The organism is Cupriavidus sp. U2 (assembly GCF_009663685.2).
GTDB lineage: Bacteria > Pseudomonadota > Gammaproteobacteria > Burkholderiales > Burkholderiaceae > Cupriavidus > Cupriavidus necator_C.
Genome location: NZ_RCOG02000012.1, coordinates 249,586 through 266,248 on the forward strand (window position 1 = coordinate 249,586; position 16,663 = coordinate 266,248).

Below are 16,663 nucleotides of genomic sequence, written 5' to 3' on the forward strand. Positions count from 1 at the left end.
CTGGCCGGCGGCGCCGCGCCTGGCGGGTCAGAAGAATCCGAGCGGATTCGGGTTGTAGCTGACCAGCAGGTTCTTGGTCTGCTGATAGTGGTCCAGCATCATCCGATGGTTTTCGCGGCCCACGCCCGACTGCTTGTAGCCGCCGAACGCGGCATGGGCCGGATAGGCGTGATAGCAGTTGATCCACACGCGTCCGGCCTCGATGCCGCGGCCCATGCGGAACGTGCGCGCGCCGTCCCGCGTCCACACCCCGGCGCCCAGCCCGTAGAGCGTATCGTTGGCAATCGCCAGCGCCTCTTCCTCGTCCTTGAAGGTCGTGACCGAGACCACCGGGCCGAAGATTTCCTCCTGGAAGATGCGCATCTTGTTGTGGCCCTCGAAGATCGTCGGCTTGACGTAGTAGCCGCCCGCCAGATCGCCACCCAGCGCGTTGCGCTCGCCGCCGGTCAGCACGCGGGCGCCTTCCTGCTTGCCGATGTCGATATACGCCAGGATCTTCTGCAACTGCTCTTCGGAGGCCTGCGCGCCGATCATCGTCGACCTGTCCAGCGGATGCCCCTGGCGGATCGCCTCCACGCGCTTGACCGCGCGCGCCATGAACGCCTTGTAGATCGATTCCTGGATCAGCACGCGCGACGGGCAGGTGCAGACTTCGCCCTGGTTCAGCGCGAACATCGCAAAGCCTTCCAGCGCCTTGTCGAAGTAGGCGTCGTCGGCAGCCATCACATCCTCGAAGAAGATGTTTGGCGACTTGCCGCCCAGCTCCAGCGTCACCGGGATCAGGTTCTGCGACGCATACTGCATGATCAGCCGGCCCGTAGTCGTTTCGCCAGTAAAGGCCACCTTGGCGATGCGCGGGCTCGACGCCAGCGGCTTGCCCGCTTCCACGCCGAAGCCGTTGACGACGTTGATCACGCCCGGGGGCAGCAGGTCGTGCAGCAGTTCCATCAGCACCAGGATCGACGCCGGCGTCTGTTCGGCCGGCTTGAGTACCACGCAGTTGCCGGCCGCCAGCGCCGGGGCCAGCTTCCACACGGCCATCAGCAGCGGGAAGTTCCACGGGATGATCTGGCCCACCACGCCTAGCGGCTCGTGAAAGTGATAGGCAATGGTGTCGTGGTCGATTTCCGAGATGGTGCCTTCCTGGGCGCGGATGCAGCCGGCGAAGTAGCGGAAATGGTCGACGGCCAGCGGCAGGTCGGCGGCGGAGGTTTCGCGCACGGGCTTGCCGTTGTCGATGGTCTCGGCCACGGCCAGCAGCGTCAGGTTGGCCTCGATCCGGTCGGCGATGCGGTTCAGCAGGTTCGCGCGCTCGGCGGTGGACGTGCGCCCCCATGCCGCGCGGGCGCGGTGGGCGGCGTCCAGCGCGGCTTCCACATCCTTTTCGTTCGAGCGCGGCACGCGCGTGAACGGCTTGCCGGTGAGTGGCGTGACGGCTTCGAAGTACTGGCCGTCAGCCGGCGGCACCCATGCGCCGCCAATGTAGTTGTCGTACTGTTCCTTGAACGGGTAGGGCACGCCCAGCTGGGCAATTTCAGCCATGTTCATGTCTCGCTCCACTTGTCGATATCGTTGGTCGTGCCATCGGGCACGCCGGGACCGACTGCAAGCGCCGTGCCGGGTCCGCGCCCGACGCTGCCATGCGGGATGGCGGCCGGCGGGGGCCGGTGGCAGGGGCGGCGGGGTGTTCCAGAATGGAGCAGGTGTTGCGGGCCGGTACAACCGACGCGGCCGCCGCACCGGGCGTCATGGCGGCGTGATAACGTCACGCGAGGCAACGTGAAGGGAGTTTGCATGCAATCGGGCATTGTCGAAGCCGGCTATGGTTCCGACCCGGTCGGTCTGGTCAGCGGTTTCCTGTTCGAACCGGGGCAGCCGGGGCGCGAGATCGATTCCAGTGCCGCCGCCGCCTGGCTTCGCGCGCATCCGGCGGCGGGCCCGGACGACGCGGTGGAGCAGACCGAGCGCCCGTTCGTCTGGCTGCACTTCAACCTGTCGCACAGCGCCTGCGAACGCTGGATGCGCGGTCAGCTTGGCTTGCCCGACGATTTCTTCGAGGCGCTGCGGCAGGGCTCCCATTCGACCCGCATCGAACGCCAGGACGCCGCGCTGCTGGCCGTGGTCAACGATGTGATCTACAACTTCGGCGTGGCCTCGACCGATATTTCCACGCTCTGGGCGCATGCCGACCACCGGCTGGTGGTCACCGCCCGCGCGCGCCCGCTGCGGTCGGTGGACCGGCTGCGCGCCGCCGTGCGGCGTGGCGAGCGGTTCCGGTCGCCGCTGAATCTGGTGGTGCACCTGCTGCAGGACCAGGCCGACGTGCTGGTACAGATCGTGCGCGAGACGGGTGTCAGCGTGGACCAGATCGAAGACCAGCTGCTGTCGCAGCGGCTGCAGTCGAACCGGGCGGACCTGGGCGCCATGCGGCGCGGCCTGGTGCGCCTGCAGCGGCTGCTGGCGCCCGAGCCCGGCGCGCTGTTCCGGCTGCTGAACCGGCCGCCCGCGTGGCTGCTCGAAACCGATTTGCAGGAATTGCGCGAATCGACCGAAGAATTCTCATTGGTGCTCAATGACCTGGCCGCGCTCGTGGAACGCATCAAGCTGCTGCAGGAAGAGATCGCCGCCAAGCTCAACGAGCAGACCAACCGCACGCTGTTCACGCTGACGCTGGTCACGGTGCTGGCGCTGCCGATCAACATCGTGGCCGGCTTTTTCGGCATGAATGTAGGCGGGATTCCGCTTGCCGGGCATCCGCACGGTTTCTGGGTGCTGGTGGTGCTGGTGGCCAGCTTCACGGTGCTGGCCGGGCGCTGGGCGTTCCGCAAGCAGGAAAGCGGCATGATGTGATGCATGATGCCTCTATGACAATTCGTAAAATTGCCATATTGCAGGCGTACGATCAGTCACCAAGGCGCCCGCCGTTCGGCGCGCGCAATGGAGGAAAGCCATGGACTACAACGACGAAGCCCTGATCCGGCGCATTCACCGCGAGGTGGCGGACTACTACGACGAAGAGCTCGAACTGGAGCTGGAAGACCGCGATCCGCTGGTGGTGCAGCGTGTGCTGGCGGGCGAGGCAGGCGGCCCCGGCGACAACAGCAATCTCAACGGCGACGAAGCCGAGCGCGCCGAGCGTCGTCTCTATTTCCGCGAGCTGTTCCGCCTGCAGGGTGAACTGGTGAAGCTGCAGAGCTGGGTGGTGGCCACGGGCCACAAGGTCGTGATCCTGTTCGAGGGGCGCGACGCGGCCGGCAAGGGCGGCGTGATCAAGCGCATCACGCAGCGGCTGAATCCGCGCGTCTGCCGCGTGGCTGCGCTGCCCGCGCCGAACGACCGCGAACGCACCCAGTGGTACTTCCAGCGGTATGTGTCGCATCTGCCCGCCGCAGGCGAAATGGTGCTGTTCGACCGCAGTTGGTACAACCGCGCCGGCGTGGAACACGTGATGGGGTTCTGCACCGACGAGCAGTACGAGGAATTCTTCCGTTCCGTGCCCGAGTTCGAACGGATGCTGGTGCGTTCCGGTATCCAGGTGATCAAGTACTGGTTCTCGATCACCGACGACGAACAGCACATGCGCTTCCTGAGCCGCATCCACGACCCGCTCAAGCAGTGGAAGCTGAGCCCGATGGACCTGGAGTCACGCCGCCGCTGGGAAGACTACACGCGCGCCAAGGAAATCATGCTGGAGCGCACGCATATCTCCGAGGCGCCGTGGTGGGTGGTGCAGGCCGTGGACAAGAAGCGCGCCCGGCTGAACTGCATCCACCACCTGCTGCAGCAGATGCCCTATGTGGAGCCGGCGCAGCCGTCCATCGTCCTGCCCGAACGCGAACGGCATGCCGACTATGTCCGCCAGCCCGTGCCGGACAACATGATCATTCCGGAGATCTACTAGCGAACGGTGTCGACGCCCGCAGCGGGCCTGCGTGCGTATCACGACAGATTGAAACGGTTGTTGGCGCGAACCATCGCGGAAAAGCGATGTAATGGCGCTAAACCTGCCGCGTTCCGCGTCGTTATTGGGTGACCACTCCGATCGGGCGCGATGCGCGCGCCCGGCCCCGGAGACCGCTTAGTTTCGGAGCCACCCAATGCGTCGCATGACCCCGCGTGCCGGCACGCGCCATCGTTTTCCCGCCGGCTTGACCGGCCTTGCGGCCTTGGCCGCGTTTGTCCTGGCCGCTTGCGGCGGGGGCGGTGACGGCGGCGACAGCGCCGCCGCCAGCCAGGCCGCCAGCACGGCCACCGCCACGACCCCGCCGCCCCAGCAGGTGGGCCTGAAACAGTCGTGCACCGGCTGTGGCGCCACGGGCGACAGCACGTACGGGGGCACCGATGCCGGGATCTGGGGCTACCAGAACAACACTGGCGCGGCGGTCGACGCGCAGTATGCAATTTCCGGCGTGGCCGGCAAGACGATCTGGCTGCAACTGTCCAATCAGGGCGATGCCGCCGTGGCCATGCCTGCGGGCCTGTCGGCGCAGGTGGCGGCAGAGATGATCGCGCCGCAGGCGCTGAGCCAGGCGTCGGCGGACGAAACCACCCAGCGGGCCATTGGCGAGTACAACCGCAAGGGCTGGGTCGATGCCACGCGCACGCCGGGTGATCCGATGCTCAGCACGCTGGGCGTGCCGGCGCCGCTGGCCGCGGCGATCGGCACCGCGGGCCTGGCGGAGGGTGCTACCCGCAACTGGTATCACACGGACGGTACCCAGCGTGCTGCCACGCTGCGCAAGCAGGTGGCCGCCAGCGACGGCACCATCGTCAACGTCTGGGTGGAGACCGCCGAGGCCGCCAATGTGCCGGACCCGACAGTTCTCGAGCTGGCCAGCGCCTTTGCCGGCAGCAGCATGATCTACGATCGGCTGCTCAACGTGGGCGGGCGCGTCTGGGGTGCCAATTCGTACGGCACGTCGATGCTGCCGGCCGGCGCGCCGGTGGATATCGTCGTGCTCAATTTCAACCGCGACGGCAAGCCCTACGGCACCGTGGGCTACTTCTGGGGCCTGCACAACTTCCTGAAGACCAAGGAACCGAACAGCAACGAGTCGGTGTCGCTGTACCTGGACAGCGAAACGCTGTCGCTGGGCAATGCGGCTGGCCTGCGGTCGGTCAAGACCACGATGGCGCACGAAGGCACGCACATGCAGAACTTCTATCGCCGCCAGATCAGCATGGGCGCCGATTACGCCTACGACACCTGGCTCGAGGAAATGACCGCGATGCAGATGGAGGACTTCCTGAGCGGCGCCATCCTGTCGAACTACAACCCGATCCGCGACGTGCGCCTGCCGGACTACTACCGCTACAGCGACTACAACTGCAACCTGACGGCGTTCACGGGCTTCGGCGTGTCGTGCGAAAGCTATGCGGTGTCGGGCAGCTTCGGCGGCTTCCTGAACCGCCAGCTGGGCATCGGCTTCTTCCGCGACCTGCTGACCCGCCAGCAGGCGGGCTCCAAGGCGGTGCTCGCCGCCGCAATCGCTGGCGGCGGCTGGAGCTTCGATCGGGCCCTGACCAACTGGCGCGCCAGCACCAACAGCAACATGCCGCTGGCGCTCACGCCGCAGGGCTTCGGCTATCCGCAGTGGTCTGACGGCACGTACACCCTGCCGGAAATCGATCCGTCCGGCGCCGCGTACACCGCGCTGCGCAAGTTGCCGGCCACCGCACCGTCGATGCTCCAGGGCTACGGCAGCTACATCGCACCGCGCAGCGGCAGCAACGGCGTGTACAGCGACAAGGTGCGCGTGCCGGCCGGCGTGACGCTGTCGGTGGTGGTGTATTGACCGGAGGCGGTGCGTTGGCGATTGCCGGGGGCTGCGCGTTGCGGCCTACAGCACCACCCCCGGAAACGCCTCGGCGAACGTCTGCACCGTGCCGGTCAGTGCGCCGTCGTAGCCGGGCAGGGCGTTGACGCGTTCGCGGAAGCTGCCGCTCTTCATCGCCGATACCGCGCCCTGCAGCGCCGGGCTGTGCAGGGCATCCGTTTCCAGCGCGAAGAAGTAGCGTTCCTTGAGCACCGGCACGAACTCCAGGTTGAAGCGCCGGGCCGCCGTTTCCACGCCGAATCCCACGTCCGCCATGCCGCTGCCGATGTAGGCGGCCACGGCCGCGTGCGTGAATTCGCCGTTGCTGAAGCCTTCGATGCGGCTGCTGTCGATGCCGCGCCGGGCCAGCATCAAGTCCAGCAGCAGGCGCGTGCCGGACCCCAGTTGCCGGTTGACGAAGCGCACGTCGGCGCGCGTCAGGTCTTCCAGCGAGCGGATGTTCAGCGGATTGCCGGGGCGCACGAACAGCCCCTGCTGGCGCGTGGCCAGGTGGATCAGGCAGTGCTTTTCGGGGTGCAGCCAGCGCGAGAAGCCGCGCAGCGTCTCTTCCTCGAACTCGCCAACCGGCACGTGAAAGCCGGCCACGTCGCAGGCGCCCTCGGACAGCGCGGCGGCGGCCTCCAGGCTGCCGCAGTACTTGAGGTCGTGGCGCACCTTCTGTTCGTCCAGGAAGTCACGCAGCGCCGCCACGGCAAAGCCATGGCTGGCGTGAATGCGCACGGCCGGATCGCTGGCCGCCATCAGCTTCTTGAGTTCGATCTCGAGTTCGGAGGCCAGGCTGTCGAGCGTGGGCGACAGGCGCGCGGCAATGCGCTTGCTGGCCCACACCAGCTGTTGCGCCAGCGGCGTCAGGGTAGACCCTCGGCCCCGGGTCTTGGCGATCAGCGCGCCGCCGAAAAGCGTCTCGGCATCGCGCAGGATGCCCCAGGCGTAGCGGTATGACAACGCCATGGCCTCGGCCGACTGGGCGATATTTCCCGTGGATTCGATCAGGCCCAGCAGGGCCACCAGGCGCGACACATCCAGTGCTGGCGCGGGTGCCGGGGCGGCGTCGTCACGGATCTGCAGGTGCGGAAGGATCGAAATACGTAGCATATGCGGAAAATAGCATATTGAACGGGGCAAAACACGGTTCTATAGTCGCATAAAGAGGCCAAAAAGCCCGTTGTGATGTTCCGGAATATGAATAAAAAAGCCGATTTCGGAACCGACAGAACAAAATGGAGACAGCATGCCAGACACCGCCATCCCCACGGCGCCAGCCGGCAATGGCCGGACGGATTCCGCAGATATCGCGCGCATCGTCGCGGCCAGGCGTGACATGCCTGGCGCGTTGCTGCCGATTCTGCACGAGATCCAGGACACCCAGGGCTATATCCCGGCCGATGCCGTGCCGGTCATCGCCAAGGCCCTGAACCTGTCGCGTGCCGAAGTGCATGGCGTCATCACGTTCTATCACCATTTTCGCGAGCAGCCGGCCGGACGCCATGTCGTGCAGGTGTGCCGTGCCGAAGCGTGCCAGTCGGTCGGTGCCGACGCGCTGGCCGAACACGCCTGCCGCAAGCTGGGCTGCGACTTCCACGAGACCACGGCCGACGGCCAATATACGCTGGAGCCGGTCTACTGCCTGGGGCAGTGTGCCACCGGCCCGTCGATGATGATCGGCGACCGCATTCACGCGCGCGTCGATGCCAAACGGTTCGACAAGCTTGTCGATGCCGTCCGTGAAGACCAGGAGGCCCGCGCATGACCACCACCATCTTCGTTCCGCGCGACTCCACCGCGCTGGCGCTGGGTGCCGACGAGGTGGCGCAGGCCATCGCCGCCGAAGCCGCACGGCGCGGCGCCGACGTGCGTATCGTGCGCAACGGCTCGCGCGGCATGTTCTGGCTGGAACCGCTGGTCGAGGTACAGACCGCTGCCGGACGCACGGCGTACGGCCCGGTGACGGCAGACGACGTCGCCGCGCTGTTCGACGCCGGCTTGCTGACCGGCGGCCAGCATGCACTGGCGCTCGGGCTGACCGACGAGATTCCGTTCCTGAAGCAGCAGGAGCGCCTGACCTTTGCCCGCGTGGGCATCACCGATCCCCTGTCGCTCGACGACTACATCGCCCACGAGGGCTATGCCGGCCTGACGCGCGCGCTGACCATGGAGCCCGCGCAGATCGTGCAGGAGGTGCTCGACTCCGGCCTGCGGGGTCGGGGCGGCGCGGCGTTTCCGACCGGCATCAAATGGAAGACCGTGCTGGCTGCGCAGTCGCCGGTCAAGTACATCGTCTGCAACGCCGACGAAGGTGACTCGGGCACGTTCTCCGACCGCATGGTCATGGAAGACGACCCGTTCATGCTGATCGAGGGCATGACGATCGCCGGCCTGGCCGTGGGCGCCGAGTCCGGCTACATCTACACGCGCTCCGAATACCCGCACGCGATTGCCGCCACCGAGGCCGCCATCGCCACCGCCACGCAGGCCGGCTGGCTGGGCGACAACATCCGGGGCAGCGGCAAGCGGTTCACGCTGGAAGTCCGCAAGGGCGCCGGCGCCTATGTATGCGGCGAGGAAACCGCGCTGCTGGAAAGCCTGGAGGGCAAGCGGGGCGTGGTGCGCGCCAAGCCGCCCCTGCCGGCGCTGAAGGGGCTGTTCGGCCAGCCCACCGTGATCAACAACGTGATCTCGCTGGCCACGGTGCCGGTGATTCTGGCGCGCGGCGCCAGGTTCTACCAGGACTTCGGCATGGGCCGCTCGCGCGGCACGCTGCCGTTCCAGCTGGCCGGCAATATCCGGCAGGGCGGTCTGGTGGAAAAGGCGTTCGGCGTGACGCTGCGCGAGCTGATGTTCGACTTCGGCGGCGGCACCCGCAGCGGCCGGGCCATCCGGGCCGTGCAGGTGGGCGGCCCGCTGGGTGCCTACCTGCCCGAGTCGCGCTTCGATGCGCCGCTCGACTACGAGGCCTATGCCGCGTTTGGCGCGGTGGTGGGCCACGGCGGCATCGTTGTGTTCGACGAGACCGTGGACATGGCAAAGATGGCCCGCTATGCCATGGAGTTCTGCGCCATCGAGTCGTGCGGCAAGTGCACGCCGTGCCGGATCGGATCGACGCGTGGCGTCGAGGTGATCGACCGCATCATCGCGGGCGACCAGCCCGTGAAGCATGTGGCGCTGGTGCGCGACCTGTGCGACACGATGCTGGCGGGTTCGTTGTGCGCGATGGGCGGCATGACGCCGTACCCGGTGCTGTCCGCGCTGAACGAATTCCCCGAGGACTTCGGCTTGTCGGCCAAGCCGGCCCGCGCCGCCTGAACGGTATTCAAGAACCGACGCACCCCTCAGGGGCGCGCATCCACAAAAAGCAGTGCATTACGGGAGACATCCCTTGAACGCTCGCGACGATTTCGACTACGGCACCCCGGCCATCGATTCCGACACTCTGGTCACGCTGGAGATCGATGGGGTATCCGTCACCGTGCCGGCCGGCACCTCTGTCATGCGCGCCTCTGCCGAAGCCGGCATTGGCGTGCCCAAGCTCTGCGCCACCGATTCCCTGGAACCGTTCGGCTCGTGCCGGCTGTGTCTGGTGGAGATCGAAGGCCGGCGCGGCTATCCGGCCTCGTGCACCACCCCCGTGGAACCGGGCATGAAGGTGCGCACGCAAAGCGGCAAGCTGGGCGAACTGCGCCGTGGCGTGATGGAGCTCTATATCTCCGATCACCCGCTCGACTGCCTGACCTGCCCGACCAACGGCAACTGCGAACTGCAGGACATGGCCGGCGTGGTGGGCCTGCGCGAAGTGCGCTACGCGGACGGCGCCGGCGGTGCCGCCCCGATCGCCACGCACACGCACATGAAGAAGGACGAGTCGAACCCGTATTTCACATACGACCCGTCCAAGTGCATCGTCTGCAACCGCTGCGTACGGGCCTGCGAGGAAACCCAGGGCACCTTCGCGCTGACCATCAGCGGCCGGGGCTTTGATTCGCGCGTGTCCGCCGGCACCAGCCAGCCGTTCATGGAATCGGACTGCGTGTCGTGCGGCGCCTGCGTGCAGGCGTGCCCGACCGCCACGTTGACCGAGACGTCGGTGATCCAGCTGGGCCAGCCGTCGCACAACGTGGTGACCACGTGCGCGTACTGCGGCGTGGGCTGCTCGTTCAAGGCCGAGATGAAGGGCAACGAGGTGGTGCGCATGGTCCCGCACAAGGACGGCGCGGCCAACGAAGGCCACGCCTGCGTGAAGGGCCGCTTCGCCTGGGGCTATGCCACGCACAAGGACCGCATCCTCAAGCCGATGATCCGCGCGAAGATCACCGATCCCTGGCGCGAAGTGTCGTGGGAAGAGGCCATCGGCTACGCCGCGTCGCAGTTCAAGCGCATCCAGGCCGAACACGGCACCGATTCGATCGGCGGCATCGTGTCGTCGCGCTGCACCAACGAGGAAGGCTACCTGGTGCAGAAGCTGGTGCGTGCGGCGTTCGGCAACAACAACGTCGATACCTGCGCACGGGTTTGTCATTCGCCGACCGGCTATGGTCTGAAGACCACGCTGGGCGAATCGGCGGGCACCCAGACGTTCCGCTCGGTGGCCAAGTCCGACGTGATCATGGTGATCGGCGCCAACCCGACCGACGGCCACCCGGTGTTCGGCTCGCGCATGAAGCGCCGCCTGCGGGCGGGCGCCAAGCTGATCGTCGTGGATCCGCGCCAGATCGATCTGGTGGATTCGCCGCACATCCGTGCCGACTATCACCTGCAGCTGCGCCCGGGTACCAACGTTGCCGTGGTCACGGCGATGGCCCACGTGATCGTCACCGAAGGCCTGCTGGCCGAGCAGTTCATCGCCGAGCGTTGCGAGGACCGCGCGTTCCAGCAATGGCGCGACTTCGTGGCCCTGCCCGAGAACTCGCCGGAAGTGCTGGAGGCGTCCACCGGCGTGCCGGCCGAAACGCTGCGCGGCGCCGCGCGGCTCTACGCCACCGGCGGCAATGCAGCCATCTACTACGGCCTTGGCGTGACGGAACACGCGCAGGGCTCCACCACGGTGATGGGCATCGCCAACCTGGCCATGGCCACGGGCAACGTCGGCCGCGAAGGCGTGGGCGTGAACCCGCTGCGCGGCCAGAACAACGTGCAGGGCTCGTGCGACATGGGATCGTTCCCGCACGAACTGCCGGGCTATCGCCATGTATCGGATTCGACCGTACGCAGCAGCTTCGAGGCCGCGTGGGGCGTGGGCATCAACCCCGAGCCGGGCCTGCGTATCCCGAACATGTTCGAGGCCGCGCTGACCGGCACGTTCAAGGGCCTGTACTGCCAGGGCGAGGATATCGTCCAGTCGGACCCGAACACCCAGCACGTGGCCGAGGCGTTGTCGTCGATGGAATGCATCGTCGTGCAGGACATCTTCCTGAACGAGACGGCCAAGTACGCGCACGTGTTCCTGCCCGGTTCGTCGTTCCTGGAAAAGGACGGCACGTTCACCAACGCCGAGCGTCGCATCTCGCGCGTGCGCAAGGTGATGCCGCCGCAGGCCGGCTATTCGGACTGGGAAGTGACGCTGCTGCTGTCGAAGGCGCTGGGCTATCCGATGGAGTACAAGCATCCGTCCGAGATCATGGACGAGATTGCGCGCCTGACGCCGACGTTCTCGGGCGTGAGCTACCAGAAGCTCGACGAACTGGGCAGCGTGCAGTGGCCGTGCAACGCCGAGGCGCCGCAGGGCACGCCGACCATGCACGTCGACGGATTCGTGCGCGGCAAGGGCAAGTTCATCATCACCAAGTACGTGCCGACCGACGAAAAGGTGACGCAGAAGTACCCGCTGCTGCTGACCACCGGCCGCATCCTGTCGCAGTACAACGTGGGCGCGCAGACGCGGCGCACGCACAACGTGCACTGGCACGACGAGGACCGGCTGGAGATCCATCCCCATGATGCCGAGGAGCGTGGCATCAAGGACGGGGACTGGGTGGGCGTGCAGAGCCGGGCCGGCGAGACCGTGCTGCGAGCGATCGTCAGCCAGCGCATGCAGCCGGGCGTGGTCTACACGACCTTCCACTTCCCCGAGTCGGGCGCCAACGTGATTACCACCGACAACTCGGACTGGGCCACCAACTGCCCCGAGTACAAGGTGACGGCGGTGCAGGTGATGCCGGTGGCGCAGCCGTCCACCTGGCAGCGCAACTACCAGGCGTTCAACGAAGAGCAGCTTGGCCACCTGCGCGCGGCCAGCGAGACGGCGCAGGCGGGCTGACCCGGGAGCGGCGATGAAACGCGACGTGCCATCTCCGGACAGCGCGGCCGGCACCGACGAGGTGCCGGCGCAGCGCACGTTCCCGGTCAGCCGCTGGCGTCACGGGGTGTTGACGGCCGAGGTCGATCATCTGGCCGAGGAAGTGCCGGTGGCGCTGGAGTTCAACGGCATCTCGCATGCGGTGATGCTGGCCACGCCGGCCGATCTGGAAGACTTCGCGCTGGGCTTCAGCCTCAGTGAAGGCATTGTGGCGGCCGCCAGCGACATCTACGGCGTTGACGTCGAGGCCGGCGCGCAGGGCATCACGGTCAAGGTCGAGATTGCCACGGGCGCCTTCGTCGAACTCAAGGGCCGCCGGCGGGCCATGGCCGGACGTACCGGTTGCGGGCTTTGCGGCACCGAATCGCTGGACGAGGTCATGCGCATGCCGGAACCGGTGCGCAGCCAGGCCGAGTTCGATCCGCGCGTGTTCGAGCATGCGTTCGCGGTGCTGCACAAGCGTCAGGCGTTGCTGCGCGACACCGGCGCCACGCATGCGGCGGCGTGGATGCGGCCGAATGGCGAGGTGGCGCTGGTGCGCGAGGACGTGGGCCGGCACAACGCCCTGGACAAGCTGGCCGGCGCACTGGCCCGCGGCGGCCAGGAAGACATTGCGCGCGGCGCGGTCATCGTGACCAGCCGCGCGAGCTACGAGATGGTGCAGAAGACCGCCGCCATCGGCGCCGGCGTGCTGGCGGCGGTGTCCGGTCCCACGGCCATGGCGGTGCGCCTGGCCGAGACGGCAGGCATCACGCTGGCCGGCTTCGTGCGGGGCGGCACCATGGTGGTCTACAGCCATCCTCAACGACTACATACTGGATAAGGGTCTGGCATGCATATCGAGAACCTGGTCAAGATGGCCAACCAGATCGGCAGCTTTTTCGAGGCGATGCCCGATCGCGAAGAGGCGCTGGCCGATATCGCCTCGCATATCAAGAAGTTCTGGGAACCCCGCATGAAGCGGGCGTTCCTGGCGCATATCGAAGCCGGCGGCGAGGGGGTGCACCCCATCGTCGTGGAGGCGGTGGCGCGTCATCCCGAAATGCTCCAGATCGTCCTGCGGGCGGCGGCCTGAGGTTCGTCTTCGCCGCGCCTTCTACTTCCTCAGCCGGTAGAGCAGCTGCAGGATCGCCAGCCCGAACAGGGTGGCGATCACGGCCGTCGCTTCGCGGCCCAGCCCGCAGGCGACGCCGATGGCCGCCACGGTCCAGATGCTGGCCGCCGTGGTCAGGCCGCGCACATCCTCCCCGCTGTTCAGCTTGATGATCGCGCCGGCGCCCAGAAAGCCGATGCCGGACATCAGGCCCTGCAGCACGCGGCTCATGTCCGGCAATGGCACGCCGGCCTGCAACGGCACCAGCACGAACAGCGCCGAGCCCATGGCCACCAGCATGTGAGTGCGCAGGCCGGCCGGCTTGCCCGCCGCTTCGCGCTCGTAGCCGATCAGCCCGCCCAGCAGCACGGCCAGCGTCAGGCGCAGCAGGATGCGCGTGAGTTCCTTGATGTCCGGCACGTCGGCAAATTCCGAGCGCAGCGTACCGTAGATATCGCCCCAGAGTCCTTCCATGGCTGTCTCCACCCAGGCGTGTTTGGCTGGGGCAGGCTAGCATGCGGGGGCAGGGCGGCGCCGTCGGGCGCGCGCTGACAAGACGGTCAGCGCAGACGCAGCGGCTCCAGCAGCGCGGCGTCGTACTGGGCACGTGTGATCCGGCCCAGTTCCATCATCCGCAGCAGGATGTAGCTCTGCCGCTGCCGCGCCCGGCGCGGGTTCACCACGGGATTGTTGGCCGACGGTGCCTTGGGCAGACCGGCCAGCATCGCGCATTCGGCCAGCGACAGCTGGTCCACGGGCTTGCCGAAGTAGGTATCGGCGGCTTCCGAGAAGCCATAGGCGCCCTGGCCCAGGTAGATCTTGTTCAGGTAGAGCTCGAGGATCTCGTCCTTGCTCAGCGCGTTTTCGATGCGGTACGCCAGCAGGATTTCGTAGAGCTTGCGCGTGTAGGTCTTCTTGCGCGACAGGAAGAAGTTGCGGGCCACCTGCATGGTGATGGTGGATGCGCCCTGCGACAGTTCGTCCGACAGGTTGGCGATGCCGGCGCGCATCACGCCCACATAGTCGACGCCATCATGCAGGTAGAAGCGGTCATCCTCGATGGCCACGACGGCCTCGGGCAGCGTGTGGGGGAAATCCGCCAGCCTGACGTAGCCCGGCGTCTGCCGGAAGGCCAGCATGGCGTCGAGCGACGGCAACTGCCGGTTGGCCATCAATACGGCGAATGCAACCAGCAACGTGCCGCCCACCACGGCGAGCAGCACGAATTTGACAAAGGCGGACCAGATACGTTGCATGGCGCGTATTGTGCCATTGCCAGAAGCGATACCGGATTTTCTGGCCGCTCCCAGGGCAGGGCCAGGGGCGCCCGCGCGCCCGCGCCGAGGGTATCTGGTGATAATCGGGGTGTCGTCGCCGTTGGCGATCTGAAATAATCGACGCCAATGCCGAACATTTCAAGAGCCATGCAGATCGATAACCTTTATAGCGCGGCCGCCACAATGCGGCCTTGCCTGGACCTGGAAACCATCGCCAACGCGCGCGACCTCGGCGGGCTGACCGGGCATGCCGGGCGCCGGATTCGCCAGAACAAGCTGTACCGCAGCGCCAATCCGGCACTCGGTTGCGCCGCGGATCTCGACAAGCTGCACGCGTTGCAGCTCGACATCGTCGTCGATTTCCGGTCGTCCGGCGAGAAATCACCGGGCGAGCAGGCATTTGGCGAGCGTTTCGCGTGGCTGGCGGTGCCGGTACTCGATGGCGCGATGTCGATGGACGTATTGCTGCCGCGCCTGCGTGCGAGCAACGCCGCGCAGATGCACGGCTTCATGCTCGACGTGTATCGCGATTTTCCGGTGCGGTACCGCGACGCTTTCCGCACGTTCCTGCGGCACGCCGAAGCGGGCAAGACGCTCTACTACCACTGCACCGCTGGCAAGGACCGCACCGGCTTTGCGTCGCTGCTGCTGCTGGGCGCACTCGGCGTGTCCCAGGACGATATCGTGGCCAACTACCTCGAGTCGAACCACTGGAACCAGCGATTCAATGAAAAGATGCTGGCCGGCGTCGCGCAGATCGGCGTGACGGCCGAGGCGATGCTGCCGCTGCTGGAAGTGCGCCCCGAGTACATCGAGGCATCGATGGATGCCATCACCGCGACATACGGCGGCCTGGAGCGCTTTCTGTCCGACGACCTCGGCGTGGACACCGCATTGCTGCGGGCCCACTACCTCGCGCCATAGCCCAACCCCCCAGTCTCAGGGTCCGCCGCTCTCGCGCAGGATACGCGCCGTAGACAGCGCGATCATGCCTTCCTCGTCGGTCGGCAACACCAGTACCGGGATGCGGCTGCTATCGCGGCTCACGCGCTGGCAGTTGTCGCCGTTGGCGGTGGGGTCCAGCGAAACGCCGAACAGTTCGGTCAGGTGCGCGCAGATGCGGGCGCGAATGTCGGGCGAGTTTGCGCCCACCCCGGCCGTGAAGACCAGGGCGTCCAGGCCGCCGAGCGTGACCGCGAGCTTGCCGATTTCCTGGGCCGCACGGTACGCGTAGAAATCGACGGCCAGCTTTGCACGCGGGGTGTCGCTGGCCAGCAGCGCCCGCATGTCGCTGCTGATGCCGGAGATGCCCTTCAGGCCTGACTGCCCATACAGCATCGACTGGATCGCATCGGGGCTCATGCCCTGCGCGGCAAGGTACAGCACCGCGCCGGGATCGATCGACCCGCAGCGCGTGCCCATGGGCATGCCGTCGAGCGCGGTCAGGCCCATGGTCGAATCCACGCTCTTGCCGCCGTGCATCGCGCACAGGCTGGCACCGTTGCCCAGGTGCGCCACGATGACACGGCCTTCGGCCAGATCGGGCGCCACCTGCTTGAGGCGGCGCGCGATATACGCGTACGACAGCCCGTGAAAGCCGTAGCGCCGCACGCCCTGCTCGTAGTATTCATAGGGCAGCGCCATCAGCTGCGCCAGCTCGTCGCGGCCGACGTGGAACGCCGTGTCGAAGCAGGCCACCTGCAGCAGGTCGGGTGCCGCGGCGCGAATGGCACGGATCGCCGTCAGGTTGTGGGGCTGGTGCAAGGGCGCCAGCGGCACCAGCGTTTCGAGCCTGGCAATCACCGCGTCGTCGATGCGCACCGCATCGGCAAAGTCGCTGCCGCCATGCACGACGCGATGGCCGATGGCCACCGGCGGCGTGTCGCGCAGCGCAACGCTCAGTGTCAGCCGGATCAGGCGGAAGGCGGCGTCGTGGTGGGGTACCTGCTCGACGGGAAATTTCTGATCGGTCACTTCGCGGCCGTCGGCCATGCGCGCCAGCAGGCGCGGTGCCACGCCGATGCCTTCGATCTGGCCATGCGCGGCCAGCGACGGCTGGATATCGACGTTCTCGTGCGCCGCGTCGGGCACCACGTAGATCGATACCTTGACGCTCGACGAACCGGCGTTGACGACGAGAATGACGGGATGTGGTGTGCTCACGCCA

Annotated in this window: 14 protein-coding genes; 9 read left to right on the plus strand and 5 right to left on the minus strand. The window is 66.9% G+C overall.

The features are described from left to right. Nucleotides 1–27 precede the first annotated feature (27 nt). Complete coding sequence (adh, locus tag D9X30_RS11355) at nucleotides 28–1,548, minus strand: aldehyde dehydrogenase (RefSeq protein WP_153946674.1); 1,521 nt, start codon at nucleotides 1,546–1,548, stop codon at nucleotides 28–30. Nucleotides 1,549–1,794: 246 nt separating this feature from the next. Here adh and D9X30_RS11360 point away from each other — a divergent pair, with 246 nt between their 5' ends. The 3 genes from D9X30_RS11360 to D9X30_RS11370 all read left to right on the plus strand — a co-directional run bounded on the left by D9X30_RS11360 (nucleotide 1,795) and on the right by D9X30_RS11370 (nucleotide 5,795). Next, a complete protein-coding gene (locus tag D9X30_RS11360) occupies nucleotides 1,795–2,850 on the plus strand; it encodes a transporter (protein WP_153946675.1) in 1,056 nt (351 codons plus the stop codon). A 100-nt stretch (nucleotides 2,851–2,950) separates the two neighbouring features. Then, entirely contained in the window at nucleotides 2,951–3,901 is a 951-nt protein-coding gene (gene ppk2, locus D9X30_RS11365; RefSeq protein ID WP_153946676.1) for a polyphosphate kinase 2, read from the plus strand. A gap of 196 nt (nucleotides 3,902–4,097) precedes the next feature. Next, nucleotides 4,098–5,795, plus strand: coding sequence for a M30 family zinc metallopeptidase (locus D9X30_RS11370; protein WP_153946677.1), 1,698 nt, complete (start codon nucleotides 4,098–4,100; stop codon nucleotides 5,793–5,795). Nucleotides 5,796–5,840: 45 nt separating this feature from the next. On the opposite strand, the gene D9X30_RS11375 is transcribed toward D9X30_RS11370, so the two are convergent. Then, on the minus strand, nucleotides 5,841–6,932 hold the full coding sequence (locus D9X30_RS11375) for a substrate-binding domain-containing protein (RefSeq protein WP_153946678.1): 1,092 nt from the start codon (nucleotides 6,930–6,932) through the stop codon (nucleotides 5,841–5,843). Between the two features lie 136 nt (nucleotides 6,933–7,068). Here D9X30_RS11375 and D9X30_RS11380 point away from each other — a divergent pair, with 136 nt between their 5' ends. From D9X30_RS11380 to D9X30_RS11400, 5 genes are all read left to right on the plus strand, one after another. Continuing rightward, nucleotides 7,069–7,587, plus strand: a complete 519-nt coding sequence (locus D9X30_RS11380; RefSeq protein ID WP_153946679.1) for a formate dehydrogenase subunit gamma — start codon at nucleotides 7,069–7,071, stop codon at nucleotides 7,585–7,587. After that, on the plus strand, nucleotides 7,584–9,140 hold the full coding sequence (locus D9X30_RS11385; protein WP_153946680.1) for a formate dehydrogenase beta subunit: 1,557 nt from the start codon (nucleotides 7,584–7,586) through the stop codon (nucleotides 9,138–9,140). Before D9X30_RS11380 ends, D9X30_RS11385 begins: the two co-directional genes overlap by 4 nt. A gap of 73 nt (nucleotides 9,141–9,213) precedes the next feature. Beyond that, a complete protein-coding gene (fdhF, locus tag D9X30_RS11390; RefSeq protein ID WP_153946681.1) occupies nucleotides 9,214–12,087 on the plus strand; it encodes a formate dehydrogenase subunit alpha in 2,874 nt (957 codons plus the stop codon). A gap of 13 nt (nucleotides 12,088–12,100) precedes the next feature. Next, nucleotides 12,101–12,949: a formate dehydrogenase accessory sulfurtransferase FdhD gene (fdhD, locus tag D9X30_RS11395; RefSeq protein WP_153946682.1), complete on the plus strand. Its 849-nt coding sequence runs from the start codon at nucleotides 12,101–12,103 to the stop codon at nucleotides 12,947–12,949. 9 nt (nucleotides 12,950–12,958) lie between these two features. Further along, complete coding sequence (locus tag D9X30_RS11400) at nucleotides 12,959–13,201, plus strand: formate dehydrogenase subunit delta (protein ID WP_092595096.1); 243 nt, start codon at nucleotides 12,959–12,961, stop codon at nucleotides 13,199–13,201. Nucleotides 13,202–13,222: 21 nt separating this feature from the next. Here D9X30_RS11400 and D9X30_RS11405 read toward each other — a convergent pair whose 3' ends face one another. Both D9X30_RS11405 and D9X30_RS11410 read right to left on the minus strand, forming a co-directional pair. Continuing rightward, the gene (locus D9X30_RS11405) at nucleotides 13,223–13,693 is read right to left on the minus strand and encodes an MgtC/SapB family protein (RefSeq protein WP_153946683.1); all 471 of its coding nucleotides are present in this window, start codon (nucleotides 13,691–13,693) and stop codon (nucleotides 13,223–13,225) included. An 86-nt stretch (nucleotides 13,694–13,779) separates the two neighbouring features. Further along, nucleotides 13,780–14,475: a transglycosylase domain-containing protein gene (locus tag D9X30_RS11410; protein WP_153946684.1), complete on the minus strand. Its 696-nt coding sequence runs from the start codon at nucleotides 14,473–14,475 to the stop codon at nucleotides 13,780–13,782. 168 nt (nucleotides 14,476–14,643) lie between these two features. Here D9X30_RS11410 and D9X30_RS11415 point away from each other — a divergent pair, with 168 nt between their 5' ends. Then, the gene (locus tag D9X30_RS11415; RefSeq protein ID WP_194946477.1) at nucleotides 14,644–15,420 is read left to right on the plus strand and encodes a tyrosine-protein phosphatase; all 777 of its coding nucleotides are present in this window, start codon (nucleotides 14,644–14,646) and stop codon (nucleotides 15,418–15,420) included. 15 nt (nucleotides 15,421–15,435) lie between these two features. On the opposite strand, the gene D9X30_RS11420 is transcribed toward D9X30_RS11415, so the two are convergent. Continuing rightward, nucleotides 15,436–16,659, minus strand: a complete 1,224-nt coding sequence (locus D9X30_RS11420; RefSeq protein ID WP_249640942.1) for an acetate/propionate family kinase — start codon at nucleotides 16,657–16,659, stop codon at nucleotides 15,436–15,438. Nucleotides 16,660–16,663: the final 4 nt, after the last annotated feature.